Raw genomic sequence first — 25,883 nt, forward strand, 5'->3', positions numbered from 1 at the left:
GCACGGGCGCGCCGCAGCGGGGTCGCGGCGGTTCGTTCCTCAGGTCGTCGCCCCGTTGCCCGGCGGGCTGGACGACGGGGTCGGCATCCGCCAGTCGCGGGGGCCGTGGCCGCCGAAGCCGCCGCGCCAGCCGCCCGGGTTCCTGTCGCCGGGGCCCTCGTCGCCGGGTCCGTTGTCGCCGGGTCCCTTGTCGACGAAGGTCCCGGACAGGACGCGGGTGGCGGTGCGGGTGCCGTTGTCAGCGCGGGTGCCGACCAGGACGGCGGTCTCGCCCTTTTTGATGCCGTCGGTTCCGGAACCCTTGGTGCCGTCGTGCAGGACCGTGGTGTCCGAGTTCAAGGTCCATGTCCAGGAGGCGCCGTCCTCGCTCTTGACGGTGACCTTGTCGCCGGAGATCTTCTCGACGGTGCCGCGCTGCCAGACCCGTACCACCCACTTGCCGGTGTCCTGGTCCTTCACCGTGGCCTCGCCGTGCACGCCCATGCCGCCGAAGCCGAACCACCGGCCGCCGTGCCGGCCCTCGGGCCCGTTCGGGGACGGCGACGCGGAGCCGGACGCGGACGGCGTGGCGCCGCCGCTCGAGCCACCGGAGGCCGTCGCGTAGGCGACGGTGCCGCCGAGGGCCAGGACGGCGACCGTGGCCGCCGCGATCACCGCGCGGGACCGGGCGGAGCGCCGCCGCCAGACCCTGTCCCAGGCCTCGCCCGACGCGGGCTCGGCCCCGCCCGGGCCCGTCATCACTTCCCAGTCCGGTGTCGTCTCGCCATGCCGGTCCGGCGATCCTCCGGCAGTGGGTTCCTGATCCGTCACGGCTCGCTCCCATCGGCCAAGGCACCGGGCATCCGTATGCCACACCTACCTTTGATTGTGCGATGGGCACGATAAGGGTCAGGTAATCAGTACCTGTGAGAACGGGTGTACGGGTCAGTGCGGCTGCTGGACCCGGGCGATGAGCAGGGCCACGTCGTCGGAGTTGTCCGGCTGGTGCAGGGTGCTCAGCAGCAGGTCGCAGACCTCCTCCAGCGGGCGGTCGGGGCCGTCGAGCAGGGCCAGGAGCGCGTTCAGGCGTTCGTCGAGGGGGTGCTGGCGGGTCTCGACGAGGCCGTCGGTGTAGAACACCAGCCGGTCGCCGGGCTCCAGGTCGACCGTGGTGGTGGAGAACGCGACCCCGCCGACGCCCAGCGGCGCCCCGGTGGGCAGTTCCAGCAGCTCCGGGGGGTGCCCCGCACGCAGCCGGGCCGGAGGCAGGTGCCCGGCGTTGGCGATGCGGCACTGCCGCAGCTCGCGGTCGTGGACGGCGTACACGCAGGTGGCGATGGAGTGGTCCAAGCCCTCGGTGATCCGGTCGAGGTGCTCCAGGAGCCGGGCCGGGTCGAGGTCGAGGGAGGCGAGGGTGTTGGTCGCGGTGCGCAGCCGGCCCATGGTGGCCGCCGCGTTGATGCCGCTGCCCATCACGTCGCCGACGACGAGCGCGGTCTTGCCGTCCTCCAGCGGGATCACGTCGAACCAGTCGCCGCCGACCTCGCTGGTGGCGCCCGCGGGCTGGTAGCGGGAGGCGACCTCCAGGCCACCGATGACCGGCGGATGGCTGGGCAGCAGGCTGCGCTGCAGGGTGAGGGCGGTGTCACGGGCGTTCTGGTACCAGCGGGCGTTGTCGATCTGCACCGCCGCCCGCGCCGCGAGTTCGCGGGCGAGCAGCAGGTCGTCCTCGCTGAACGGCACGGGATTGCGGGTGCGCTCCAGCTCCAGGGCGCCCAGCACCTCGCCGCGCGCGATCAGCGGTACCGCCAGATAGGAGTGCACGCCCATCTCGGCCAACTGCCCGGCCGCCTCTTCGGAGCGGGCGATGCGGGGCAGGTCGGCGGCCTCGACCTCGGTGACCATGACTGGCCGGGCCGTGCGCACGCACTCGGTGACCAGGAGGTGGGGGCCGTACCGGGCCACCTTTTCCGGCCGATCGGCGGCCGCCGGCACCCGAGGGGCGTCGTCGGCCCGCACGGCCAGGGCCCGTATGTCGGCCGGCTCCGTGGGACCCAGCGTGCTGCGTCTGCCCTGGACCACCGCCTCGAGCAGGTCCACCGCCGCCCAGTCGGCCAGCTCCGGCACCGCGACCTCCGCCAACTCGCAGGCGGTACGGTCCAGTTCCAGCGTGGTGCCGATCCGGGTGGAGGCGTCCGCGATGAGTGTCAGCCGCCGCCGAGCGGCCTCCGCCTCCACCCGCGCCCGGTGCTCCTCGGTGGTGTCGAGGATCGACCCGGCCACTCCCAGTACATGCCCGAACGCGTCCTCCAGCCGGTACAGCGAGATCGACCAGGCGCGCTCCTCGTCCGGATCGGCCGGCGTGCGCCCGACGGTCCGCTGGTCGACGAGCGGCCGCCCGGTCTTCAGCACCCGGCGCGCCGCCGCCTCCAGCGCCTCTACCTCCAGATTGGGCACGACCTCGGCGATACGGCGGCCGATGTGATCCTCCGCGGGCACCCCGTTCAGTCGCTCCAGGGCCGGGTTGACGGAGACGTACCGCAGCTCGGTGTCCAGGACGGCCAGTCCGATGGGGGACTGCGCGATCATCCGCGTGGACAGTGCCACGTCCCGCTCCAGCTGCCGTACCGTCGACCGGTCTGCGCACAGGCCCAGCGCGTAGACGTCGCCCCGGTCGTCCAGCAGCCGCATGTTGCGGAACTCCACCAGGCGGGTGCTGCCGTCCTTGCGCCGGACGGGGAAGGCGCCGGCCCAGCTCTGGCCGGTCACCATCACGTCGGCGAACAGCTTCACGACCAGGTCGAGGTGCTGCTCGTGCACCATGATCCGGGCCGCGTACTGGCCGAGGGCCTCCTTCGCCGGGTAGCCGAACAGCTCCTCGGCCTGCGGGCTCCACAGCACGACCCGTCCCTGGGCGTCCAGGACCACCGAGGCCACGCCCAGGACGTCGAGCAGACCGCTCGGGCGCACCGACTCGTCGCCGTCGGTCACCGGAAACCCAGGTGCACTCATCCCACGCACCGCCTTCGTTCCTTGACGCGGCACGCCGTTTCCCCCGTGCCGACTCCCCTGTTCTACCGCGCTCAACCGTCGCTGTGACGCCTGTGTCGCCCACCTCCACCATCCCTCAACACAGGCGGCGGCGTCCTCGAAGTGGTGACGACAGTACCGGCCACGGACCGTCGCCGAAGCGACGGCCCCCGTTACCAATCTGGTCTGTACATGACCATCTGGCGCGGCCAGACTGTCCGCCGAGCAGGCCCGCCCCCACCCTCACCGAGGAGCCCTCGCATGCCTCTGCGCGCCCGGCGACGTCGTCACGCGGCCCTGACCGCGGCCCTCGCCCTCGCCACCGCCGCCCTGCTGTCCGCCGCCCCGCCCGCCTCCGCCGCCGACACCTGGACCGAGGTCGGCTCCGACCGTGCCGACCCGCTGACCGAGAGCCAGGGCCTCACCTCCGTCGAGGTCCCGGCGGGCAGCCCCAACCGCTACACCGGCATCGGCACCATCCCGGTCAGCGTCTCGAGCCGCGGCTGGAACCACGTCGGCGACCCCGACGCCTCCTACAACGGCTACTACGTCGAGCCCTACCAGGCCGACTCCGGCACCGCGAAGATGTACCGCGTCCAGGCACCCGGCGGCGGCTGGTCCGAGTACGTCCACACGCTGAGCCCCGGGGAGGCGCTGAACAACTCCTGGGACGCGATCTCGCCCGACGGCCAGTGGATGCTGTCGGGGGAGTACGGCACCATGACCCGCTTCCTGGTCTTCCCGACGCCCGGCGTCAACGCGAGCACCGCGCCCTCGGCGAATCTCCCGCAGGTCGCCACTGTCAACCTCGACCACGCCGTCCGTGACGTGCAGGGCTGCGACTTCTCCGGACCCACGACGGTGCTGTGCTCCTCCGACGACCCCGCGGGCACGCTGTTCGGCATCACCAAGCCGCTGCTCCAGGTCGACCTGTCCGCCGCGCCGAACGGCACCTCGGACGTCTCCGGCCATGTCACCGCCCTGCGTCAGCTGCCCCTGCGCAGCGGCTGCTCGGGCACCTTCGAGGCGGAGGGCATCGACTACGACCGCCGGGACGGCACCCTGCGCGTGATCGTCGTCTCGCCGGGCTTCTGTGTGCTGACGGACAGCAAGACCTACCGCTTCCACAAGAGCTGAGCCGCTCGCTGGTACGGCCCGGACAGTGGTGCTTTTCTGGGGATGTGACGCGGTTCGCCGGGAACCCGCCGGACCGCGTCACCGCCCATGAGAGGAGCGATCACGATGGACCGTGAGCGACTGCACGAGGAGCCGGTCTCCCTCGAGATCAGCGGATGCAGCAAGGAGGACGCACGGATCGTCTTCGACACGCTGTGCGCGTGCTTCGAGTCCGACCGGGGCGCCGACGAGGTGCCGCAGCAGCTGCACGAGACGCGGCCGATGGTGTGGCTCGGCACGTTCGAGGTGACGGACGCGCACGAGTGTCCGCTGCCGACGCGTCTGTCGTCCTCGGTCGAGTTGGACGCGCAGGGGGGTTACTGGGCGATCGAGCGGCTGCGGAGCACGTTGGAGCCGTTGTTCACGGTGCGGGATCTCTCGTCGGCCTCCGGGGACCAGGAGCGGGAGCTGCATGTGACGTTGGAGAGTCGCTGAGCTTTGGCCCCCCTCCTCCTTTGTGCAACTAGTTGCACAAACGCGGTGCGGTCCTCTACAACTGAGGGACCACACCGCGACGGAGGGGCGCCATGAGCCGTTACCCGCATCTGCTGAACCCGCTCGACCTGGGCTTCACCACGCTGCCCAACCGCGTCCTCATGGGCTCCATGCACGTCGGCCTGGAGGAGGCCGAGCGCGGTTTCGAGCGGATGGCGGAGTTCTACGCCGCCCGGGCCCGCGGTGGCGTGGGCCTGATCGTCACCGGCGGGATCGCGCCCAACGAGGCCGGACGGCCGTACGGGGGCGGGGCCAAGCTCACCACCGAAGCGGAGGTCGAGCAGCATGCGGTGATCACCGAGGCCGTGCACCGCGAGGGCGGCCGGATCGCGATGCAGATCCTGCACTGCGGGCGGTACGCCCACCACCAGGACCTGGTCGCGCCGAGCCCGCTGCAGGCGCCGATCAGCCCCTTCGTGCCCCGGGAGCTGACCGACGCCGAGGTCGAGCAGACCATCGAGGACTACGCCCGCGCCGCCCGGCTGGCCCGGCGGGCCGGGTACGACGGCGTCGAGATCATGGGCTCCGAGGGCTACCTCATCAACGAGTTCATCGCTGCCCAGACCAACCACCGCACCGACCGCTGGGGCGGCTCCTACGACAACCGCATGCGTTTCCCGGTCGAGATCGTCCGACGGGTGCGCGAGGCCGTCGGCGAGGACTTCATCATCGTCTACCGGCTGTCCATGCTGGACCTGGTCCCAGGCGGCTCCACGCTGGACGAGGTGATCACGCTCGCCCAGGCCGTCGAGGCGGCCGGTGCGACGATCATCAACACCGGCATCGGCTGGCACGAGGCCCGTATCCCCACCATCGCCACCTCCGTGCCGCGCGGCGCCTACACCTGGGTCACCCGGCGGATCATGGGCCGGGTGTCGATCCCGCTCGTCACCACGAACCGCATCAACACCCCGGAACTCGCCCAGGAGTTGCTCGCCGAAGGTTACGCGGACATGGTGTCGATGGCCCGCCCGATGCTCGCCGACCCGGACTTCGTCGCCAAGGCCGCGGCCGGGACGCCCGAGGCCATCAACACCTGCATCGGCTGCAACCAGGCCTGTCTCGACCACACCTTCAGCGGGAAGATCACCTCCTGCCTGGTCAACCCGCGCGCCTGCCACGAGACCGAGCTGGTGCTCTCGCCGACCCGTCTGACGAAGCGCGTCGCCGTCGTCGGGGCCGGTCCCGCCGGGCTCGCCTGCGCGGTGTCCGCGGCCGAACGCGGCCACACCGTCACGCTGTTCGACGCGGCGAGCGAGATCGGCGGTCAGCTGAACGTGGCCCGCAAGGTCCCCGGCAAGCAGGAGTTCGACGAGACCCTGCGCTACTTCCGCCACCAGCTCGACGCCCACGGTGTGGACGTACGCCTGAACACCCCTGTCGATGCGGCTGACTTGGCGGACTACGACGAGGTGGTCGTCGCCACCGGCGTCACCCCGCGCACCCCGGACATCCCGGGCGTCGACCACCCGAGCGTCGTCGGCTACCTCGACGTCCTGCGCGGCGAGGCGCCCGTCGGCGAGCGCGTCGCCGTCCTCGGCGCCGGCGGCATCGGCTTCGACGTCGCCGAGTTCCTCACCGACGGCGGCGACGCGGCGAGCGAGGACCCGGAGACGTACTTCCGGCAGTGGGGCGTCGACATGGACTACCAGGCGCCCGGCGGGCTCGCCGCACCGAAGCGCACCGCCCCGCCGCGGACCGTGCACCTGCTCCAGCGCAAGACGTCGAAGGTCGGCGCGGGCCTGGGCAAGACCACCGGCTGGATCCACCGCACCGAGCTCAAGCACCGCGGCGTCACCATGGTCCCGGGCGTGCGCTACGACCGCATCGACGACGCCGGACTGCACATCACCGTCGGTGAGGAGTCCACCGTCCTGCCCGTCGACACCGTCGTGCTGTGCACCGGCCAGGAGCCGCGCCGCGACCTGTACGAGGAGCTGGTCGCCGCCGGGCGTGACGCGCACCTGATCGGGGGTGCGGACGTGGCCGCGGAGCTGGACGCCAAGCGGGCGATCCTGCAGGGCACCGAGGTCGCGGCCGCCCTGTAGAGCGTCCCTAGGATGTGCCCATGTCCCTCCCGCACGCGATCCTCACCGCCCTGCTCGAGAAGCCGTCCTCGGGGCTGGAGCTGACCCGCCGCTTCGACCGGTCGATCGGCTACTTCTGGTCGGCGACGCATCAGCAGATCTACCGCGAGCTGGGGAAGCTGGAGGCCGAGGGTCACATCCGGGCGCTGCCCACCGAGCAGCCGGCCCGCGGGCAGAAGAAGAGCTACGAGGTCCTGCCCGCGGGCCGCGCCGAACTGGCCCGCTGGACCGCCGCCTCCCAGGACCCCAGGCCCCACCGCGACACGCTGCTGCTGCGGCTGCGCGCGTCGGCGGTGGTGGGGACGGAGGGCATCGAGGCCGATCTGCGCCGCCATCTCGACCTGCACCGGCGGCAGTTGGCGGAGTACGAGGAGATCGAGAAGCGCGACTTCCCGCCCGGCCGGGACACGTCCGAGGACAGGCTGCGCCACCTGGTCCTGCGGGCGGGCATCGAACTGGAGACCTTCTGGACCCGGTGGCTCACCGATGCGCTGGAGGAGTTCGGCGAACTGCGGGACTCCGGCCCGGCGTGAGCCCGTTCGCCGTCAGAGGCGGTACGGCTTCGAGCGGCGGCGCAGGAACCAGCCGGACGCGATGACGCCCGCCCCGACCAGCGCGCCGCCCACGCCCAGGGTGACCGGGCCGTAGTCCTGCACGGCACCTCCGAGACCGCCCATGACACCGCGGGACGGCGTGGAGGTGGCGGAGATGGTCGGCGACGAGGGGGCCGCGACGATGATGGACTGCGTGCCCGCGGTGGTGTTGTTGAAGGAGCACATCACGATGACGGTGTAGGTGCCGGGGCGCACGCCCTGCCACGCCGCCGACTGCTGGCTGGTCGTCCCGGCGAGCGCCACCTGGCGCCCCTGGGCGAAGTTCGACTGGCCGCTGTTGAGCAGCGAGGCCGTGCCCCACATGCCGCTGCTGCTGGTCTGGTTGCACACGGTGGTCGTCACCGAGACGGTCGAACCGCTGGTGCTCACCGAGATGCCCGTCCCCACCGCCGAGGCGGACGGGGCGGCCAGGGCCAGGGGCAGCGCGGCGACGGCTGCCACCGCCAGGCCGGAGCGGATCGGAAGCTGGGAATTGCGCATCAGGACTGCCCTCCGGCGGCACGGTCGGCGGTACATCCCTGGTGCCGCCGAGGGTCGGGGAACACCCGTGCTGCCTCAGCGGCAGCCAATGCGCCCCCGGTCCGCCGCGCATGCGGACGGCCCCCGCTCAGGTGATGGATTCCTTCGTCCGGCCCATCAGCCGGTCGTCACGGAACGCTCGGCCGAGAATCCGCCCCAGCTGCCGTCGGGCAGCCGTGCCCGGATCCGCACCCGATGGCTCACCCCCGCCTGCCGGCCCACGTAGAAGGAGTACGACGCCCGTTCGCGCGGCGCGTTCGCGCCGTACACGAGCGAGGTCGCCGTCCGCCCGTCCAGCAGGATCTGGTACTCGCCGACCACGCCGTCCGTGCGCGGCGGGATCCAGGACAGGTCCAGGAAGTACGCCCCGTCGGCACGGTGACCGGTCACGCTGAAGCCGGTGGGCGCGGTACCGCGGCCGTCCTCGCTGCCGGGCGTGGTGAGACGGACGGCGGGCCCGGGCGGGGAGAGGTTGTCGGCCGCGTCGCGGGCACGGACGGTGAAGACGTACCGGGTGCCCGGCCGCAGTCCGGTGACCACAGTCGCCGTCTGGTTTCCGCCGACACTGTGGATCTTCGCGGACCCCTGGTAGACGTCGTACGACAGCACGGCCGTGTCGTCCCTCGACGCGGACCAGGCCAGCTGCACCTCCCGGCCGCCGACCGCCCGGCCGCTGGTCCGGCCCGGGCGGCTCGGCGGGGTGTCGTCGGCCGGGACGGCGGCGGGAGTCGTCGCGCGTACCTCCCCGCTGGGCGGCCCGAGGCGGCCCTGTGTGTCGCGTACCCGCACGGTGAAGACGTACATGGTGGACGGCCTGAGCCTGGTGACGTCCACCATGTGCTCGGAAGCGGGCACCTCCGCGGCCTTTGTGGTGCCGCGATACACCTCGTAGACGCGGACCCGGGGCTGGGCGGACACCGCGTCCCACATCACGTGCACACTGCTGGAGCTGCCCGCCGCCGCGGTGACACCCCCGGGAGCGCCCGGCGCCCGCCCTTCGTCCCCGTCGCCGCCCCAGCCGCAGGAGCAGACCAGGACCAGGCCCGCGATCGGCGCGAGGAGTCGGCGTGGGAGTACGGCGGCACGTGGCACGGCTGCGCCTCCCGGCGGACAGACTGCAATGGTCCGTACCAATATGACGCTGTTGTTGCAGGTACATCAAGAGGGCGTCGTAGCGGCACGGGGTGGTGACATGGGCCCGTGGCCGTTACGTATGCTGAAGGTCCTCGCGGCTGAACTCTCCTTGGGGGACGGTCAGTTCATGCCGGTGGCGCGGACCGCTGTCGTCGCTGATCCCGCGCCGGACACGGGCGGCCGGGCGGCCGGAGCCGACGCGGGCTCAGCTGCCCGGCCCCTGCCCGGACTTCGGGGCGTGCGCCGTACGGCCCCTCAGCGGTAGCCGCACGATCAAAAGGGCAACACATTGGGCTGAGTGTTCGTCAGTGTTCCCCAGGAGAGGGTTCCTCATCGTGCGCGTCCCGTCGCTGACGCTGGCCGTGGCCTGCGCCGCCCTGCTCGCCCCGGCCGCGCTGCCCGCGGCCCGGCACGGCATCGCCGAGGAGCCCGTCGCCTGGCATGAGGGTGATGTCGGGGCCGCCGACCTGCTGGCCAAGGTGCGCGACTGCACCCAGATCTCACGTGGCCGCTACCGCAGCGACGAGGGCGCCCCGGCCACCGTCCCGGTCTGCGCCACGCGGGACGCCGTCTTCTGGAAGGCCGACCTGGACATCGACTGCGACGGCCGGCCCGGCCCGCGCTGCAACCGCCGTACCGACCCGCTGTTCTCCGCCGCCACCGCCTTCCAGCAGTCCGACGGCCGCCATCTGAGCGCGGAGAGCCTGCCGTACATCGTCGTGCCGGCCGTGAGCCGTATCTGGAACCACGGGGATCACGGGGTGCGCGGCGGTTCGGTCGCCGCCGTCGTCTACCGCAACCGGGTGCAGTACGCGGTCGTCGGCGACATCGGCTCCCGCGGGATCATCGGCGAGGCCTCCTACGCCACCGCCCGCGGCCTCGGCATCAGCCCCGATCCGCGCGGCGGCGGCGCGGCCTCCGGTGTCACCTACATCGTCTTCAAGGACTCGCAGGTCAAGCCGATCGAGGACCACGCCGCCGCCGTCGCCACCGGACAGCGGCTGGCGCGGCTGTTCGTACGGGGCAAGGGACCGGGCGTCAGACCGCCGACCAGCCGTCGTCCACCGGCAGCACCACGCCGTTGATGTTGCTCGCCGCGTCCGAGGCGAGGAACACGATGGCGGCGGCCTGCTCCTCGGGCTGGGCGATACGGCCGAGGTTGACGAAGTGCGGGCCGAGCGCGGCCGGGCCGTGCGCGGCCTGGTCGGCGTCCACCGCGATGTTGGTCGCGGTGCCGCCCGGGGCGATGGCGTTCGCGCGGATGCCCTGCTTGCGGTACATCACCGCGAGTGACTTGGTGAGCCCCACCACCCCGTGCTTCGAGGCGGTGTAGGCCGCGCCTGCCGCGCTGCCGCGCAGGCCCGCCTCCGAGGCCGTGTTGACGACCGAGCCACGGCCCGCCGCCAGCATGTGCGGCAGCACCGCCCGCGTCAGCAGGAACGGCGCGGTCAGGTTGATCCGGATCACCCGCTCCCACTCGGCGTCGCTCACGTCCGCGAGCGCCGACATACGGTCCATGATCCCGGCGTTGTTCACCAGGACGTCCACCCCGCCGAACCGCTCCACCGCCGTCTCGGTCACCCGGTCGACCACGGCCTGCTCGCTCAGGTCGCCCACGACGGCGACCGCGGTGCCGCCCGCCTGCTCGATGTCCTTGACGGTGGCGTGCGCGCCCTCCTCGTCGAGGTCCGCGACCAGGACCCGGGATCCCTCCGCCGCGAAGGCCAGGGCGGTGGCGCGCCCGATGCCCGAGCCCGCTCCGGTGACGATGACGCTTCTGCCGTCGAGTCCGCTGGCCATGGTGGAGCTCCTGTCGTTGTGCGAGGCGGGTCGCCCGGTGGGGCAGGGCCCACCATACGACTTAATGTCTGCGAGTGACATAAAATCGTGGTGGAGAATTCCGGAGGACCGATCACGGAGCCGGAGGAACACATGACCGCAGTCCGCGGACGCACGGGACGACCGCCGCTCACCGAGGAGCGCAAGGCGGAGATCCGGCTGGAGATCGCCCGGGCCGCGGTGGACCTGTTCGTCACCCAGGGCGTCGCGGCCACCACCGGCGAGCAGATCGCCCAGGCCGTGGGCGTGTCCGCACGGACCGTGTGGCGCTACTTCCCCAGCAAGGAGGCCTGCGTACGGCCCCTGTTCACGGCCGGCATCGACATGCTCGCCGCCCGTCTGCGGGAATGGCGGCCCGGACAGCCGCTGGAGGAGATCTTCGCGCCCGAGTACACGACGGGCCTCCAGCTCGTCGCGGGCCCCGACCGGGCCACGGTGGGGGCGCTGGTACGACTGACACGAACCGAGCCGGGGCTACGGGCCGTGTGGCTGCAGACGTACGACGAGGCCGAGCCGGCGTTCGCCGGTGCCCTCGCCGAGCGCGCCGGGCTGCCGGCCGGTGATCTGCGGCCGGTCATCCAGGCGGCGATGTTCAACGCGGCGCTGCGGGCGGCGGTCGAACACTACGCCTGGCACACCGCGGAGACGGAGCCCGACCTCGCGACGGCGGAGGCCGAGCTCCTGGCCACCTTGCGCACTTCCCTCAAGGTGGCGGCGGGCGGCCTCGGTTGAGTCCCTACTGGGTCAGGCGCAGGCGCATCCGCACGTAGTCGGCGCCCCCGGGCCCGGGCCGGTGATGCCCGTCCGGCCGCCACCCGTGCCGCACGTAGAAGCCCTGGGCCCGGCTGTTGCGCGCCCAGGCCTCCAGCACGCCGGTCGTCAGTGACGCGTCACGCAGCAACCGCACGAACTCGGCGTGCAGCCGGCTGCCGACGCCCTGGCCCCAGGAGCCCGGACGGACGTGGATCTGGTAGAGCTGGCCCACGGTCGCCGCGTCCACATCGGGTTCGTAGGGAGGTCCCGCCATCAGGACCCCCGCGAGCTCGCCCGCCTGTTCGGCGCAGACCACACTCATGTCGTCGGCCCGCACGGCCCGCAGCCAGCCTTCCCGCCGACGGGCGTACGCCTCAGGGGAGTCGAGCTCCGCGGTCGGCACTCCGCCCGCTGCGTAGTAGGCGGTACGGGCCTGGGTGTGCAGCTCGGTGATCGCCTCCACGTCGTCGACGTTCGCGGTCCGTAAGAGCGTCTGAGTACTGGTCATGATCGGTTGTCGTTCAGGCCTTTCGGTAGGTGTACGCCTCCGCTGCCGCCGCCTCGACCGCTGCGAGGTCGGCTCCGGCCGCCGCCGTGACGACCGCCGCCACCGCGCCCTCCACGAACGGCGCGTCCACCAGACGGGTGTTCGCGGGGAGTTCGTCGCCCTCGGCGAGCAGCGCCTTCACCGTGAGCACGGCACTGCCGAGATCGGTGAGCACGGCCACCCCGGCGCCCCGGTCCACGGACGCGGCCGCCGCGGCGATCAGCTCCGCGCTCGTGCCGAGTCCGCCGCCCTCGGTGCCGCCCGCGGGGGCGACGGGCACCGACGTCCCGCCGCCCGCCAGCCCCTTCGCCAACTCGGCGACGGACGCGGCCACTTCCGCGCTGTGCGACACCAGCACGATCCCGACCGTCTTGTCGTCACTCACCGGCCGCCTCCGCGAGCCCCGCGATCAGCAGCGCCGACGAGGTGGCGCCGGGGTCCTGGTGGCCGACGCTGCGCTCGCCCAGATAGCTGGCTCGGCCCTTGCGGGCCTGCAGCGGCGTCGTCGCCAGCGCACCCTGCTCGGCCGCCGTCCGGGCCGCCGGGAAGCCGTCGCCGAGCGCGTCCACGGCCGGCACCAACGCGTCGATCATGGTCTTGTCGCCCGGCGCGGCACCTCCGAGCGCCATCACCGCGTCCACCCCGGCCCGCAGCGCCTCGGCCAGCTGCCCCTCGTCGACCTCGGCGGCATCGCCCAGCGCCTTGCCGGTGCGGCGCAGCAGCGTGCCGTACAGCGGCCCCGAGGCACCGCCGACGGTCGAGATCAGCTGCCGTCCCGAGAGCGTCAGGACCGCACCGGGGGTCTGGGGCGCCTCCTTCTCCAACGCCGCGATGACGGCTTTGAAACCGCGCTGCAGATTGCTGCCGTGGTCGGCGTCCCCGATGGGCGAGTCGAGGGCCGTGAGCCGCTCCGCCTCGCGGTCGACGGACGCGGCGGTCGCCGTCATCCAACGGCGGAAGAACTCGGCGTCGAGCACTGGATCTCCTTGCGTGGTAGGTACGTTGACACCCCGGCCCGCGGTGCTACATCCCCCAGCGCAGCCCCGGCGTCTTCACCGGCGCGTCCCAGAGGCGGAGCAGTTCCTCGTCGACCTGGCACAGGGTGACCGAGGCCCCTGCCATGTCGAGGGAGGTCACGTAGTTGCCGACCAGGGTGCGGGCGACGGCCACACCGCGCTGGGTGAGCACGCGCTGGACCTCGGCGTTGAACCCGTACAGCTCCAGCAGCGGGGTCGCGCCCATGCCGTTGACCAGGACGAGGACCGGATTGCGCGGGGTCATGTCGTCCAGGATCGCGCCCACCGCGAACTCGGCGATCTCGCCGGACGTCATCATCGCGCGCCGCTCCCGGCCGGGCTCGCCGTGGATGCCGATGCCCAACTCCAGCTCGCCGGGCGGCAGATCGAAGGTGGGGCTGCCCTTGGCGGGGGTGGTGCAGGCGCTGAGGGCGACGCCGAAGCTGCGGGAGTTCTCGTTGACCTGGCGGCCGATCGCCTCCACCCGCTCCAGCGGCTGGCCCTCGTCCGCCGCGGCGCCCGCGATCTTCTCCACGAACAGCGTCGCGCCGGTACCACGCCGGCCGGCCGTGTAGAGGCTGTCGGTGACCGCCACGTCGTCGTTGACCAGTACCTTGGCGACCTGGATGCCGTCGTCCTCGGCGAGCTCGGCCGCCATGTCGAAGTTCAGGACGTCACCGGTGTAGTTCTTCACGATGAACAGGACGCCGGGGCCACTGTTCACGGCCGCCGCGGCCCGCGCCATCTGGTCCGGCACCGGGGAGGTGAACACCTCGCCCGGGCAGGCGGCCGACAGCATGCCGGGGCCCACGAAACCGCCGTGCAGCGGCTCGTGCCCCGAGCCGCCGCCGGAGATCAGGGCGACCTTTCCGGCCACGGGGGCGTCGCGTCGTACGATCACCCGGTTCTCCACGTCGACCGTCAGCTCGGGATGTGCCGCCGCCATGCCCCGCAACGCGTCGGCTACCACGGTTTCCGGAACGTTGATCAACATCTTCATGGGTTCCTCCTGGTGAGACGCGCGTCCGGCTCCTGGGCCCGTACTGCTGCCACTCTCGGAAGTATCCGCGCTCGGAGGGCGAAGGTCACGTGGACGGCGGGATCCCGCTGCGTCCCGGGGGCCCGGGCGGCCGTCTCAGTGCGGCGCGAGCTGGTCCCACTCCCTGCCCCAGGACTCGACCCGTCGCCGGTCCAGCAGGCACCGCCCGACGGCCCCGGCCCCGAGGGCCAGCCCGGTCACGCCGAGGGCGGCACCGGCTCCGAAGAGGGCGGCCTCGGCGAGCGACTCGGTCGGCCCCGGCGGTTCGGTGGTCAGGTCACCCCGGGGGTTCGTCCAGACGACGACATGAGACCCGGCGGTACGGCCCGCGTCCACCAGCGTCTTCCCGGTCCGTGCGGGGCCGCCGACGGGCGTCCAGCGGACCGTCACCACGGCCCGGCGGTAGGTCTCCGACGCCTGGGGCGCGTCCGTGAGCAGGACGGCCGGTACGGGGGCGCGCTCGGCGCGCTGGTGGGCGAGGACGTCGGCGGCGGACCGGGCCGCCATGAACCCGGCGAAGGTGCCGCCCACCGCGACGATCAGCCATACGGCCAGCACCAGCCAGGCCTCCAGAACGTCGTCGTGCCGCCGCAGCGGGTTGGCCCGCCACCGCCACAGCCACCTGCTGGTCCGCCCGCGTGCGCGCATCGGTCGCACCTCCCTCTCGTCACCACCAGCACCGTGGCAGCCGGGGAGTGCGGTGTGGGATGGGCCGACCAGGGGCGGGTGCGGGGCCGACCGGGACCAGGGGCGGGAAGGGGGTGGGCCGATCGGGCCCTTTCGCGGACCGGCGGTCACGGACCGTCGGTGGTGGTACCGCCTCCGGGCTCGGCGTCCTGCTCGGCGAGTGCCTTGATCGCCCGCAGACGGCCTTCCCACTGCTCCGCCAGGGTGTCCAGCCAACGGGTGGCGTGCCGCAGCGGCTGGAGGTCCGCGGCGTAACGGACCTCGCGCCCGGTCCGTCGCCCACGCACCAGTCCCGCGCGCTCCAGGACGGCCAGATGCTTGGCCACCGCCTGCCGCGTGACTGGAAGGGGCACGGCGAGGGACGTGGAGGTCGCGTCGCCGTCGCGGACGAGTGCGGCGATGATCCGGCGGCGGACGGGATCGGCCAGCGCCAGCAGGACGTCCTCGGGCGCGTGCTCGCCGCCGTTCGCTCCGGTCATGCCGCGGGCTGCTCGCACTGCTCACGCAGCTGGTCGAGCTTGCCGGGCCAGTTCCGGCTGTTGGCGCGGTGGCGATCGGCGGCCTCGTCGACGGGCAGGCCGAGCCGGGTGAATCCGCTCTCGGCCATGGTGAGCCGGGTGCCTCCCACACTCTCCTCCCAGGCGAGCGTGAAGGTGACGAGGGTGGCGTTGGCATCGGTCGGTTCCTCGCCCGCGGCGCCATGGGACCAGCGCCAGGAGAAGGTGTGCGGCGGATCGACCGTCTGGATGCGGGCCGGGATGGTGCCGTGGACGCCATGATCGAAGAGCAGGAGGCCGTCGGGGCGCAGCTCGACCTTGACCGGGTCGCCGTTGCCGAACCAGCGGCCCAGGAAGGCGGGTTCGGTGAGGACCGTCCAGACCCGTTCCACGGGCGCGTTGATCAGGATGTCGCGTTCGATGACGTCGGGAAGCATCGCAACCTCGTCTCGTGTGAATGCGCTACCACTAGGTTGCACGTCGAGCGCGGGATGTGCAACCGCTTGGTTGCGTACTTGGGGAGACCGGAGATGGCGAAGGAATCCCGCGCAGGGGCGGCAGCAGGTCGTCCCGGCCCCGCAACCAGGGCCGACCGGCCCAAGTGCGGACATGGCGTCCCGGAGACCATGGGGTAGAGGGCCATCCGTGCGTCGTACGCGTTCGTCCGCGTACGGGCGGCCGATCCGACGAGAGGGAGTGACGAGCCATGGCGGACAACGCACCTACCCAGGCCGTCGAGGCGCATGCGCCGGGTGATCTCGGGCGTCGGCTCGTCGCACGGCGTACGGAACTCGCACTGAGCCGCGAGCAGGCCGCCGACCGGGCCGGCATGGCCCCGGGCTATCTGCGCTACGTCGAGGAGCACCCCGGCGCCGCCCCCGGACCGGGCGTCCTGCTGCGGCTCGCGGAGGCCCTGGAGACCACCGTGCGGGACCTCACGGGCGGGGACACCGAGCTGCCGCCGGGCCCGGGGCGCGCGGTGCGCGAACCGGACTTCGTCGAGCTGAGCGCCACGGAGTGCCGGGCCCTGCTCGATACGCACGGAGTGGGACGGGTCGCGGTGCCCACCGCCTCCGGGCCCCTGGTCGTGCCGGTCAACTACAGCGTCGTCGACGGCGCGATCGTCTTCCGCACCGCACCGGGCACCACGCCCGCACGGGCCTCCGGCCACCGGGTCGCCTTCGAGGTCGACCGCATCGACGACGCCTGCAGCAGCGGCTGGAGCGTGCTGGTGCGGGGGTACGCCGAGATCGTGACGGATCCCGCCGAGGCGGGCCGCCTCGCCGAGCTGGCCCACAGCACGCCCTGGGCGGGCGGACGGCGCGAACAGTGGGTGCGCGTCGATCCCCTCGCCGTCACCGGGCGCCGCATCACGGTGTGAGCCGGGACGTTCTGCGCGCAGACGGGGACCGAAGGTCCCTCACTCCGGGGGCTCGCCCGGCGCAGGATGGACGGAACGCTCCAGCGATGTACCCAGGTGAGAAACGGGCTGGCCCATGTATCCGAACGACGGTTTCCGCGAACTCGAACGGCCGGAGTGCCTGCGTCTGCTGGCGAAGGTGCCCGTCGGGCGCATCGTCCACACCCGGCAGGCCCTGCCCGCCGTACTCCCCGTCAACTTCACCCTGGACGGCGACGGCGCGGTGCTGCTGCGCACCTCGGCGGCCTCCGAGCTGGCCCGCGCGGTCGACGGGGTGGTCGTCGCCTTCGAGGTCGACGAGGTCGACGCGGCCACCCAGTCGGGTTGGAGCGTGGTCGTCACCGGCCCGGCGATGGTGGTGACGGACCCCGCGGAGCACGAGCGCCTGACCAGGACCGGCCCGCGATCCTGGGTGCCCTCGCCCCAGGAGGTCTTCGTGCGCATCGAGCCGGAACTCGTCACCGGCCGCGAACTGGTCGGCGGACGCAGTCTGTACGGGGTGCAGCCGGCTCCCTGAACACCCCGGGCTGCTGTCGCGTGTCAGGCCGTGTGGTCCGGCAGCCAGAGGTCGGGACCGAAGACCTCGTATCGGATGCGCCGTGCCGGGGAACCGGCGCCGAGCAGCTGGGCACGGGCGTCGCGCATGAAGGCCACCGGATGCCGGTCAGAGCTTGAGCGTGAACCAGGTGGTCTTGCCCTCGTCGGTGGGCCGTACCCCCCAGTCGTCGGCGAGCGCCCGGACCAGCAGCAGGCCCCGTCCGGACTCCTCGTCGTCGGCGGCCAGCCGGGGCTGGGGGAGGTGCGGGCTGTGGTCGCTGACCTCGACGGTGAGGTCGGTGTCGGTGCGGCGCAGGTGCAGGCCGATGGGGCCGACGGCGTGCTGGACCGCGTTGGTGAGGGTCTCCGACAGCAGCAGGACCGCGTCGTCCGTGGCCGTGGCACAGTCCCAGGCCTCGAGCGCCTTGTGCAGGAAGGCGCGCGCTTCGGGCACCGACGACGGTATGGCGGGCAGGTCGGCGCTGATGGACGCCAGCGGGGCGGCGGGCAGTTGTGCCAGCAGCAGGGTGACGTCGTCGTTGTGGCTGTCCGCGTCGGGCAGGAGGCTCGCCAGCACCCGGTCGGCCACGGCCTCCAGACCGGGGGCCTCGGCGAAGGACCGGCCCAGAACGGTGGTGAGTTCCTCGATCCGGCCCTCGATGTCGCTGCCCGGGGTCTCGATCAGTCCGTCGGTGTAGAGGACGAGGGTCGCGCCGGGCGGGATGGCCGTGCAGGACTGCTGGTAAAGGACGCCGCCGACGCCGAGCGGCGCGTTGACGGGCGAGTCGAGGTTGCTGACGCCCTCGCCGGGCAGGGCGACCAGGGTGGGCAGGTGGCCGGCCGAGCACACGGTCACCGTCCCGGCGTCCGGGGCGATCACCAGATAGCAGCACGTGACCAGTTGGTCGGGGACGTCGAGGTCGGTCACACAGGTGTCCAGGGCCTGCATCAGCTGGCGCGGCTGCATCCCGGTCTTGGCGAGGGCGTGGGCGGCCGAGCGCAACTGGCCCATCACGGCGGCCGCTTCCAGGCCGCGGCCCATCACGTCGCCCATGAGCACGCCGACCCGGTCGGCGCCCAGCGGGATCAGGTCGAACCAGTCGCCGCCCACACCGGCGCCCTGGGTGGCGGGCCGGTAGCGGCTCGCCGTGGCCAGGCCCGGGATGGCCGACGGGGCGCCCATCAGGCTGCGCTGCAGGGTCAGGGCGATGTGCCGCTGCTGCTCGTAGAGCGCGGTGAGTTCGGCCTCCGCGCGCTTGCGGTCGCTGATGTCCCGCACGATGGCGCAGGCGCCCACGACCGTGCCGTCGGTGTCGCGGGTGGGCCAGAGCGTGACGTCGACGTCCAGCAGGTCGCCGGTGTTGGTCAACCGCAGCGTCTCGAAGTGCTCGACCTTCTCCCCGTGCCGCAGCCGCTTCAGCAACGCGCTGACCTCCTCCCGCAGTTCCGGCGGGGCGAGCAGCGAGACGTGCCGGCCGATGGCCTCCTCGGCGGTGTAGCCGTACAGGCTCTGAGCGGCGGCGTTCCAGTAGGTGATGTATCCGTCGAGGGTCTTGGCGAGGATGGCGTCCTGCGAGGACTCGACGAGCGCGGCCAGTTCGTTGATGCGTGCCTCGGCGGCCTTGCGGTCGCTGACGTCCCGCACGGCGGCCGACACCAGGAGTCCGTCGGTCGTCTCCAGCGGGCTGAGGCTGATCTCGACGGGGAACTCGGTGCCGTCCTTGCGCAGTCCGTGCAGGTCCAGGCCGGCGCCCATCGGGCGGACCTGGCGGTTGGCGGTGTAGCCGTGGCGGTGCCTGGTGTGCTGGTCGTGGAAGCGGTGCGGCATCAGCAACTCGACGGGGCGGCCGAGCAGTTCCTCGCGCCGGTAGCCGAAGAGCGCCTCGGTCTGGGCGTTGACCAGCCGGATGGTCCCGGTGTCGTCGACGATCACCATGGCGTCCGGGGCCGCCTCCAGAAGCCCCCTGAACCGCTCCTCGGCGGCCCCCGTCCCGCTCTCCCGGAGCTCCGCACCGCACCGGCAGCCGTCCCACTCGGTCACCCCGGCGGCAGTGGTCGTCCCGACTCCTGCGAACTCACTCATGCCAACCCCCAGTCCACCGCGCGGTGGGTCGGGCCATCCCAGCGCACCCACCCCGGCCCCGCCACCGGATGTCCCCTACTGTCCGTGCACCGACCGAACCTGTCCGTCACCGCTTTTCGAAAGGGCGGACACCGCCGCATACCGCCCGAACCTGCTGTGCGGGCAAGCCGCCTGGCGGGGCCGTACGGGGGCCGGTCGGGGCGTTGGCGGGGGCTGGTCGGCCCCGTGCGGGGTGCGGGTCGGCGGTCGACGCTGGGGGGCGTAGCGCGGATCCGGATGAGGGAGGGTTGTCATGAACGGTCGTGGTCCGGTCGTGGTGGGAGTGGACGGTACGGCGGCGGGTCTGGCCGCCGTCGAGGCCGCGGCGTGGGAGGCCGACCGGCGCGGTACGGCGCTTCGGCTGGCGCACGCGCTGACGTGGGTCTCGCCGGACGTGCCGACCGGTGTGGCGCCCTGGGACCCGGACGGAACCGGCGCCCGGGACCGGGTCAACCGGGCCTTCTCGGACGCCGAGGGCCGGGCCCGCCGGGTCGCGCCCCATCTCGTGATCACGCGCGAGGTCCTGGTCGGCGCGCCGGACGTCGTTCTCGGGTCCGAGTCGCGCGCCGCCTGCCTCGCCGTCGTGGGCGCCCGCCGGAGCGTCGGAGCACGCGGCCGTCCGCGCGACTCGGTCGCCGGCCGGCTGACCGCCCGGGCCGGCTGCCCGGTGCTGGTCGTCGGCGACAGGCACACGCGGACCGGTCCCGTCGTCCTGGCGGCGGACGAGTCGCCCAGGGCCCGGGAAGCCGCCGAGTTCGCCTTCGCCGAGGCCTCCGGGCGAGGCGCCGACCTGGTGGTGCTGCACGCGAGGCGCAGCGGTCGTACGACGGGCGACGCGCTGTCCGCACTGCGCGAGAAGTATCCGCACGTCACCGTGCGCACCCCTGCGGTCCGCGGCCGTCATCACCGTGCCCTGGTCGAGGCGAGCGTGGACGCCCAGCTCGTCGTGGTCGGCGTGCGGCGCGGCGGTACGACGGCCGTACTGCCGGGATCCGAAGGCCGGTCCATCCTGCGCGACGCGCACTGCCCTGTCGCCCTCGTGCCCGCCGCCGGCCGGTGATCGACGCGAGGGACCGCTCGACCCTCCCCTCCGCCGCGATGGAGTGAGACCGTTTAGGTGGGTCCCTTTAGGTGGGTCCGTCCCATTGCGCCCGTAAGGGGGTGTGACCGATGCGGAAGCTCCGCCGGGGAATGGTCCTGGGATGGCGCTGGCGCCGCAACCCCCTGCGTCGGCCGAGTGACGTGGTCGAGGCGTGGATCGTGCTGGTCGCCTGGACGGTCGCGATCGTGGGGGCGGTCGTCGCGGGGGTGATCGGCTCGCAGATCGCGCATCGAGCGGTGGCACACGACCGCGCGGGACGCCTGCCCGTGTCCGCCGTGCTGGTGAAGGCGGTACCCGGCGGCCGGGACCTGGTCACCGGGTTCAAGTACGACCGGGTCCGGGCCACGGTCCGCTGGACCGACGCAAAGGGAATCACGCACACGGGCGTGACGGACGTGAAGACCACCGTGAAACCGGGCAGCGCGCTGACCGCCTGGACGGACGGCCGGGGCCGGCTGGTGGCCGCGCCCATGAACACCGCCGAGGCGACGACCCGCGTGGTCCTGGCCGGCACCGGAGCCGCCGTGACCGCCGGGCTGACGGCGCTGGGCGCCGGGTGCCTGGTGCGGCTGCGGGTGCAGCGGCGGGCCACCGAGCGGTGGGGTGCCGAGTGGGAGCGCGTCGGCCGCCGGTGGGGACACACCACCGGCTGAACGTCACGGGATCGCTTCCCGATGCGCGGTCGTTTTCCGATGTCGCTCCTCGGTACGGGGTCGCTTCCGGAACGGGCCCGCTTTCCGTACGGGCGGGACCGATGGCCCCTGACCGCCCCGGGCGCCCGGGCCGACGATGACACCGTCAGACCGCACCCACGGGAGGAGCAGTGTCATGACCGCCCAGCACGTGGCCGTCGGAGTCGACGGATCACTCATCGCCGTACGAGCGCTCGACCTGGCCGCCGAGGAGGCGGTCCGGCGTGATGCGACCCTGCGTGTGGTGTACGCCGTGTCGGACCGCGACGAAGCCGCGCCGATCCTCGCCGCGGCCGCCGAACGAATCCGCGACCGTCACCCCCATCTGCCCTTCGAGACCGAGGCCGCCGAGGACGACCCGGCCCGCGCCCTGGCCCGGGAGAGCGCCGACGCGGCCCTCACCGTCGTCGGCACCCGGGGTCTCGGCACGGTCGGCGGCACTCTGTTCGGTTCCGTCAGCCTGCGGCTGGCCGCGCACACGCACGGGCCGCTGATGATCGTGCGCGGCGACCACCCCTGCGGCGACGACCGCGAGGTGCTGCTCGGGCTCGAGAGCGACGCCGACGCGGAAGCGGCCGCCCACGCCTTCGAGGAGGCGGAGCGCCGGGCGGTGCGGCTGCGTGTCCTGCACACCCCGGCGCACCGGCACACCACCCCCGAACTGCCCTCGCTGATCCCCGCGACGAGCCCCGGTCAGCGGCGCCAAGCCCAGGAGGAACGGGCGGAGGAGGCCGTGTCGCGGTTCGGTATCGCCCGGCTGCGGCAGGCACACCCGGCGGTCGCCGTCGACACCGGGACGGTGCGCACCGGAGCGGCCCACGCGCTGCTGGAGGCCACCCGTGAGTACGCGGTCGTCGTCATCGGCCGCCACCGGCACCTCGGCCCCGTGGCGCACACCCTGCTGCACCGCTCGCACTGCCCGGTGGTGCTGGTCCCAGCCACCGATTGACCGTATCTCCTAGGCCGGATGGGCCGGTCGGCCCTGTCGGGTACCTGTCGGGCGGGAGAGGGTGAGGAGGTGCGGACCGGCATGCACCTCCGATCCGAATCCGATCCGGAAGGGAACCCCCTGATGTCCGTCGACACGCAGCAGGCGTCCGCTCGGCTCACCGACGACGAGCTGAGGACGCTGGACGCCCACTGGCGCGCCGCGAACTACCTGTCCGTCGGCCAGATCTATCTGATGGCCAATCCGCTGCTGACCGAGCCGCTGCGCCCCGAGCACGTCAAGCCGCGGCTGCTGGGCCACTGGGGCACCTCCCCGGGCCTGAACCTGGTGCATACGCACCTCAACCGCGTCATCAAGGCCCGTGACCTGAACGCCCTGTGCATCTGGGGCCCCGGCCACGGCGGACCCGCCGTACTGGCCAACGCCTGGCTGGAGGGCTCGTACTCCGAGACCTATCCGGACGTCTCCCGGGACGCCCAGGGCATGGGGCGGCTGTTCAAGCAGTTCTCGTTCCCGGGCGGGGTGCCCAGCCATGTCGCACCCGAGACGCCCGGCTCCATCCACGAGGGCGGCGAGCTCGGCTACTCGCTGTCCCACGCCTACGGCGCCGCGCTCGACAACCCAGACCTGGTCGTCGCCTGCGTCATCGGCGACGGTGAGGCGGAGACCGGTCCGCTGGCCGCCTCCTGGCACTCCGACAAGTTCCTCGACCCGGTCCACGACGGGGCCGTCCTGCCGATCCTGCACCTCAACGGCTACAAGATCGCCAACCCGGCGGTGCTGGCCCGCATCCCCGAGGCGGAACTCGACGAACTGCTGCGCGGCTACGGCCACGACCCGATCCACGTCACCGGCGACGAGCCGGCCGCCGTGCACCGGGCGATGGCCGAGGCCATGGACACCGCGCTGGACCGCATCGCCGCCTTCCGGCGCGCCGCCCGCGAGGACGGCGCGACCGAGCGCCCCCGCTGGCCGATGATCGTCCTGCGCACCCCGAAGGGCTGGACCGGCCCGGCCGAGGTCGACGGGCTGCCCGTGGAGGGCACCTGGCGTGCCCACCAGGTCCCGATGGCCGCCGTACGCGACAACCCGGACCACCTGCGGCAGTTGGAGGAGTGGCTGCGCTCCTACCGACCGGAGGAACTCTTCGACGAGCACGGCGCGCCCCGCCCGGACGTCCTGGCCTGCGTCCCCGACGGCACCCGCCGCCTGGGGGCCACCCCGCACGCCAACGGCGGACTGCTCTTGCGTGAACTCCCGCTGCCCGAGCTGGAGAAGTACGCCGTATCCGTCGACAAGCCGGGCGCGAGCATGCACGAACCCACCCGGGTGCTGGGCGAGTTGCTCGAAGACGTGATGCGATCCACCGCCGAACGCCGGGACTTCCGTCTCGTCGGCCCGGACGAGACCGCCTCCAACCGGCTCCAGGCCGTCTACGAGGCCAGCGGCAAGGCCTGGCAGGCCGGGACCCTCCCGGTGGACGAACACCTCGACCGGCACGGCCGGGTGATGGAGATCCTCTCCGAACACACCTGCCAGGGCTGGCTGGAGGGCTATCTGCTGACCGGCCGGCACGGGCTGTTCTCCTGCTACGAGGCGTTCGTGCACATCGTCGACTCCATGGTCAACCAGCACATCAAGTGGCTGCGCACCACCCGCCGGCTGCCCTGGCGCGCCCCCATCGCCTCCCTCAACTACCTGCTGACCTCGCACGTGTGGCGCCAGGACCACAACGGCTTCTCCCATCAGGACCCCGGCTTCGTCGACCACATCCTCAACAAGAGCCCCGAGGTCGTCCGGGTCTACCTGCCGCCGGACGCCAACACCCTGCTCTCCGTGGCGGATCACGCGCTGCGCAGCAAGGACTACGTCAACGTGATCGTGGCCGGCAAGCAGCCCTGCTTCGACTGGCTGAGCATGGAGCAGGCCCGCGCCCACTGCGCGCGCGGCGCAGGGATCTGGGACTGGGCCGGCACCGAGAACGGCACCCGGGAGCCGGACGTGGTGCTCGCCTGCGCCGGTGACGTACCGACCCAGGAGGTGCTGGCCGCCGCCCAGTTGCTGCGCCGGCATCTGCCGGAGCTGGCGGTGCGCGTGGTCAACGTCGTCGACATCGCGCGACTGCTGCCCACCGAGGAACACCCCCACGGGATGAGCGACTTCGAGTACGACGGCCTGTTCACCGCCGACAAGCCCGTCATCTTCGCCTACCACGGCTACCCCTGGCTGATCCACCGGCTCGCCTACCGCCGCACCGGGCACCGCAATCTGCATGTGCGCGGCTACAAGGAGATCGGCACCACGACCACCCCGTTCGACATGGTGGTCCGCAACGACCTCGACCGCTACCGCCTGGTCATGGACGTCATCGACCGCGTGCCCGGCCTGGCGGTGCGCGCCGCGACGGTACGGCAGCGCATGGAGGACGCCCGGCTGCGCCACCATGACTGGATCCGCGCCCACGGCACCGACCTGCCGGAGGTCGCGGACTGGGCCTGGGACGGCTGAGCCGGAACGACGCGAGCCAGGTGCCCCGCCCGGCGGGGGAGGCGCACCTGGCTCAACTTGGCTATGTCGGAGGTGAGTTCACCTCTATGGGGCCGCAAGCATGGGTAGCGTGAGCACGTGGTAGTCCGCACCGGCCTGACGGTGGGGCAGCGCCGCCTGGTAGGCCGGGCTGTCGTACCAGGCCCGTGCGTCCTCGGCGGTCGGGAAGCGGTGGATGGGCACACCGTCGAACGCCGTACCCTCCAGCGTTTCGATCACCCCGTACCCGACGACCGGTGTCGCCTCGTGACCGGCCCGGCCGCCCGGGCCGAGCCGGCGTGGAGAGCAAGCTCGGTCGGTCCGTCACGCGTTCGCGCAGCATGACGACGTAGGCGCTCATCAGCCGGCCTTGGTGACCAGTTCGATCACGGCGTCGGCCGCGGGGGCCGAGGAGGCCGGGTTCTGTCCGGTGATCAGCAGACCGTCCGTCAGGACATAGGGCTGCCAGTCGTCGGTCTTGGAGTACAGGCCGCCGAGCTTGGTGAGTTCGTCCTCGACCAGGAAGGGGACGACGTCGGTGAGCTGGACGGCCTCCTCCTCGGAGTTGGTGAATCCGGTGACCTTCTTGCCCGCCACCAGCGGGGTGCCGTCCTCGTTGACGGTGTGCCGCAGCACGCCGGGCGCGTGGCACACCAGTCCCACGGGCTTGCCGGAGCGGAGGGTGGTCTCGATCAGACGGGCGGAGACGGTGTCCTCGGCCAGGTCCCACAGCGGTCCGTGCCCGCCGGGGTAGAAGACGGTGTCGAAGTCGCCCGCCGAGACGGAGTCGAGGCGCACGGTGTGCGCCAGTGCCGCGGTCGCCTCCGCATCGGCCTCGAAGCGCCGGGTGTCGTCGGTCTGGAAGCCGGGCTCGTTGCTCTTGGGGTCCAGCGGCGGCTGTCCGCCCTTCGGCGAGGCAAGGGTGATGTCCCAGCCGGCCTCCTTGAAGCGGTAGTAGGGCGCCGCCAGCTCCTCCAGCCAGAACCCGGTCTTGACGCCGGTGTTCCCCAGCTCGTCGTGCGAGGTGAGAACGATCAGAACCTTCATGACATACTCCTTGGGTGAGTAGACTAGTCTACTATTTAGGTTCGAGAGGGGACCCATGACCGGACCGGTCATGGAA

The 25,883-nt window shown here is 72.4% G+C and carries 26 protein-coding genes and 1 pseudogene; 12 read left to right on the top strand and 15 right to left on the bottom strand.

Annotation, left to right across the window (positions count from 1 at the left end):
- Positions 1-39 precede the first annotated feature (39 nt).
- A complete protein-coding gene (locus tag ABZZ74_RS15105) occupies positions 40-810 on the bottom strand; it encodes a hypothetical protein (RefSeq protein WP_356764832.1) in 771 nt (256 codons plus the stop codon).
- A gap of 114 nt (positions 811-924) precedes the next feature.
- Entirely contained in the window at positions 925-2,991 is a 2,067-nt protein-coding gene (locus tag ABZZ74_RS15110; protein ID WP_356764834.1) for a SpoIIE family protein phosphatase, read from the bottom strand.
- Between the two features lie 279 nt (positions 2,992-3,270).
- Here ABZZ74_RS15110 and ABZZ74_RS15115 point away from each other — a divergent pair, with 279 nt between their 5' ends.
- The 4 genes from ABZZ74_RS15115 (at position 3,271) to ABZZ74_RS15130 (ending at position 7,300) form a co-directional block, all read left to right on the top strand.
- On the top strand, positions 3,271-4,146 hold the full coding sequence (locus ABZZ74_RS15115; RefSeq protein WP_356764836.1) for a hypothetical protein: 876 nt from the start codon (positions 3,271-3,273) through the stop codon (positions 4,144-4,146).
- A 105-nt stretch (positions 4,147-4,251) separates the two neighbouring features.
- Positions 4,252-4,620: a hypothetical protein gene (locus ABZZ74_RS15120; protein ID WP_356764838.1), complete on the top strand. Its 369-nt coding sequence runs from the start codon at positions 4,252-4,254 to the stop codon at positions 4,618-4,620.
- A 92-nt stretch (positions 4,621-4,712) separates the two neighbouring features.
- The gene (locus ABZZ74_RS15125) at positions 4,713-6,728 is read left to right on the top strand and encodes an NADPH-dependent 2,4-dienoyl-CoA reductase (RefSeq protein ID WP_356764840.1); all 2,016 of its coding nucleotides are present in this window, start codon (positions 4,713-4,715) and stop codon (positions 6,726-6,728) included.
- Between the two features lie 20 nt (positions 6,729-6,748).
- Positions 6,749-7,300, top strand: coding sequence for a PadR family transcriptional regulator (locus tag ABZZ74_RS15130; protein WP_356764842.1), 552 nt, complete (start codon positions 6,749-6,751; stop codon positions 7,298-7,300).
- Positions 7,301-7,312: 12 nt separating this feature from the next.
- Here the strand turns inward: ABZZ74_RS15130 and ABZZ74_RS15135 are convergent, their stop codons facing one another.
- Both ABZZ74_RS15135 and ABZZ74_RS15140 read right to left on the bottom strand, forming a co-directional pair.
- Positions 7,313-7,861 (bottom strand): hypothetical protein, encoded by a 549-nt coding sequence (locus ABZZ74_RS15135; protein WP_356764844.1) that lies wholly within the window; start codon positions 7,859-7,861, stop codon positions 7,313-7,315.
- A gap of 156 nt (positions 7,862-8,017) precedes the next feature.
- Positions 8,018-8,992, bottom strand: coding sequence for a fibronectin type III domain-containing protein (locus ABZZ74_RS15140; RefSeq protein WP_356764846.1), 975 nt, complete (start codon positions 8,990-8,992; stop codon positions 8,018-8,020).
- 377 nt (positions 8,993-9,369) lie between these two features.
- Here ABZZ74_RS15140 and ABZZ74_RS15145 point away from each other — a divergent pair, with 377 nt between their 5' ends.
- The gene (locus ABZZ74_RS15145; protein WP_356764848.1) at positions 9,370-10,119 is read left to right on the top strand and encodes a glycoside hydrolase family 75 protein; all 750 of its coding nucleotides are present in this window, start codon (positions 9,370-9,372) and stop codon (positions 10,117-10,119) included.
- Here ABZZ74_RS15145 and ABZZ74_RS15150 read toward each other — a convergent pair.
- Positions 10,073-10,834, bottom strand: a complete 762-nt coding sequence (locus ABZZ74_RS15150; protein WP_356764850.1) for a glucose 1-dehydrogenase — start codon at positions 10,832-10,834, stop codon at positions 10,073-10,075. The genes ABZZ74_RS15145 and ABZZ74_RS15150 overlap by 47 nt on opposite strands.
- Before the next feature lie 132 nt (positions 10,835-10,966).
- On the opposite strand from ABZZ74_RS15150, the gene ABZZ74_RS15155 reads away from it, so the two are divergent.
- Positions 10,967-11,605, top strand: a complete 639-nt coding sequence (locus ABZZ74_RS15155) for a TetR/AcrR family transcriptional regulator (RefSeq protein WP_356764852.1) — start codon at positions 10,967-10,969, stop codon at positions 11,603-11,605.
- A gap of 4 nt (positions 11,606-11,609) precedes the next feature.
- On the opposite strand, the gene ABZZ74_RS15160 is transcribed toward ABZZ74_RS15155, so the two are convergent.
- The 7 genes from ABZZ74_RS15160 to ABZZ74_RS15190 all read right to left on the bottom strand — a co-directional run bounded on the left by ABZZ74_RS15160 (position 11,610) and on the right by ABZZ74_RS15190 (position 15,849).
- Positions 11,610-12,134 carry a GNAT family N-acetyltransferase gene (locus tag ABZZ74_RS15160; protein WP_356764854.1) on the bottom strand — a complete coding sequence of 175 codons (525 nt, stop codon included), beginning with the start codon at positions 12,132-12,134 and terminating at the stop codon, positions 11,610-11,612.
- A 13-nt stretch (positions 12,135-12,147) separates the two neighbouring features.
- Positions 12,148-12,558, bottom strand: a complete 411-nt coding sequence (locus tag ABZZ74_RS15165; RefSeq protein ID WP_356764856.1) for a PTS fructose transporter subunit IIA — start codon at positions 12,556-12,558, stop codon at positions 12,148-12,150.
- On the bottom strand, positions 12,551-13,150 hold the full coding sequence (dhaL, locus tag ABZZ74_RS15170) for a dihydroxyacetone kinase subunit DhaL (RefSeq protein ID WP_356764858.1): 600 nt from the start codon (positions 13,148-13,150) through the stop codon (positions 12,551-12,553). Before dhaL ends, ABZZ74_RS15165 begins: the two co-directional genes overlap by 8 nt.
- A 46-nt stretch (positions 13,151-13,196) precedes the next feature.
- On the bottom strand, positions 13,197-14,189 hold the full coding sequence (gene dhaK / locus ABZZ74_RS15175; RefSeq protein WP_356764860.1) for a dihydroxyacetone kinase subunit DhaK: 993 nt from the start codon (positions 14,187-14,189) through the stop codon (positions 13,197-13,199).
- Positions 14,190-14,324: 135 nt separating this feature from the next.
- Entirely contained in the window at positions 14,325-14,876 is a 552-nt protein-coding gene (locus ABZZ74_RS15180; RefSeq protein ID WP_356764862.1) for a hypothetical protein, read from the bottom strand.
- 146 nt (positions 14,877-15,022) lie between these two features.
- Positions 15,023-15,394 carry a metalloregulator ArsR/SmtB family transcription factor gene (locus tag ABZZ74_RS15185; RefSeq protein ID WP_356764864.1) on the bottom strand — a complete coding sequence of 124 codons (372 nt, stop codon included), beginning with the start codon at positions 15,392-15,394 and terminating at the stop codon, positions 15,023-15,025.
- Complete coding sequence (locus ABZZ74_RS15190) at positions 15,391-15,849, bottom strand: SRPBCC domain-containing protein (RefSeq protein WP_356764866.1); 459 nt, start codon at positions 15,847-15,849, stop codon at positions 15,391-15,393. Before ABZZ74_RS15190 ends, ABZZ74_RS15185 begins: the two co-directional genes overlap by 4 nt.
- 269 nt (positions 15,850-16,118) lie before the next feature.
- Between ABZZ74_RS15190 and ABZZ74_RS15195 the strand changes: the two genes are divergently transcribed.
- Together ABZZ74_RS15195 and ABZZ74_RS15200 are read left to right on the top strand one after the other, a co-directional pair.
- On the top strand, positions 16,119-16,793 hold the full coding sequence (locus tag ABZZ74_RS15195) for a pyridoxamine 5'-phosphate oxidase family protein (protein WP_356764868.1): 675 nt from the start codon (positions 16,119-16,121) through the stop codon (positions 16,791-16,793).
- A gap of 115 nt (positions 16,794-16,908) precedes the next feature.
- Positions 16,909-17,349, top strand: a complete 441-nt coding sequence (locus ABZZ74_RS15200) for a pyridoxamine 5'-phosphate oxidase family protein (RefSeq protein WP_356764870.1) — start codon at positions 16,909-16,911, stop codon at positions 17,347-17,349.
- A gap of 147 nt (positions 17,350-17,496) precedes the next feature.
- On the opposite strand, the gene ABZZ74_RS15205 is transcribed toward ABZZ74_RS15200, so the two are convergent.
- Positions 17,497-19,452: a PAS domain S-box protein gene (locus ABZZ74_RS15205; RefSeq protein ID WP_356764872.1), complete on the bottom strand. Its 1,956-nt coding sequence runs from the start codon at positions 19,450-19,452 to the stop codon at positions 17,497-17,499.
- 292 nt (positions 19,453-19,744) lie between these two features.
- Here ABZZ74_RS15205 and ABZZ74_RS15210 point away from each other — a divergent pair, with 292 nt between their 5' ends.
- The 4 genes from ABZZ74_RS15210 to ABZZ74_RS15225 all read left to right on the top strand — a co-directional run bounded on the left by ABZZ74_RS15210 (position 19,745) and on the right by ABZZ74_RS15225 (position 24,742).
- Complete coding sequence (locus ABZZ74_RS15210) at positions 19,745-20,551, top strand: universal stress protein (RefSeq protein ID WP_356764874.1); 807 nt, start codon at positions 19,745-19,747, stop codon at positions 20,549-20,551.
- 110 nt (positions 20,552-20,661) lie between these two features.
- The gene (locus ABZZ74_RS15215) at positions 20,662-21,246 is read left to right on the top strand and encodes a hypothetical protein (RefSeq protein WP_356764876.1); all 585 of its coding nucleotides are present in this window, start codon (positions 20,662-20,664) and stop codon (positions 21,244-21,246) included.
- A gap of 175 nt (positions 21,247-21,421) precedes the next feature.
- Complete coding sequence (locus ABZZ74_RS15220) at positions 21,422-22,234, top strand: universal stress protein (RefSeq protein ID WP_356764878.1); 813 nt, start codon at positions 21,422-21,424, stop codon at positions 22,232-22,234.
- A 123-nt stretch (positions 22,235-22,357) separates the two neighbouring features.
- Positions 22,358-24,742, top strand: a complete 2,385-nt coding sequence (locus ABZZ74_RS15225; RefSeq protein ID WP_356764880.1) for a phosphoketolase family protein — start codon at positions 22,358-22,360, stop codon at positions 24,740-24,742.
- 84 nt (positions 24,743-24,826) lie between these two features.
- On the opposite strand, the pseudogene ABZZ74_RS15230 reads toward ABZZ74_RS15225, so the two are convergent.
- Together ABZZ74_RS15230 and ABZZ74_RS15235 are read right to left on the bottom strand one after the other, a co-directional pair.
- Positions 24,827-25,021: pseudogene (locus tag ABZZ74_RS15230) on the bottom strand (DUF1330 domain-containing protein); the annotation flags it as partial.
- Positions 25,022-25,120: 99 nt separating this feature from the next.
- Positions 25,121-25,807, bottom strand: coding sequence for a type 1 glutamine amidotransferase domain-containing protein (locus ABZZ74_RS15235; RefSeq protein WP_356764882.1), 687 nt, complete (start codon positions 25,805-25,807; stop codon positions 25,121-25,123).
- Positions 25,808-25,883 lie beyond the last annotated feature (76 nt).

This window comes from Streptomyces sp. NPDC006476 (genome assembly GCF_040612015.1).
Taxonomy (GTDB): Bacteria; Actinomycetota; Actinomycetes; order Streptomycetales; family Streptomycetaceae; genus Streptomyces; species Streptomyces griseorubiginosus_B.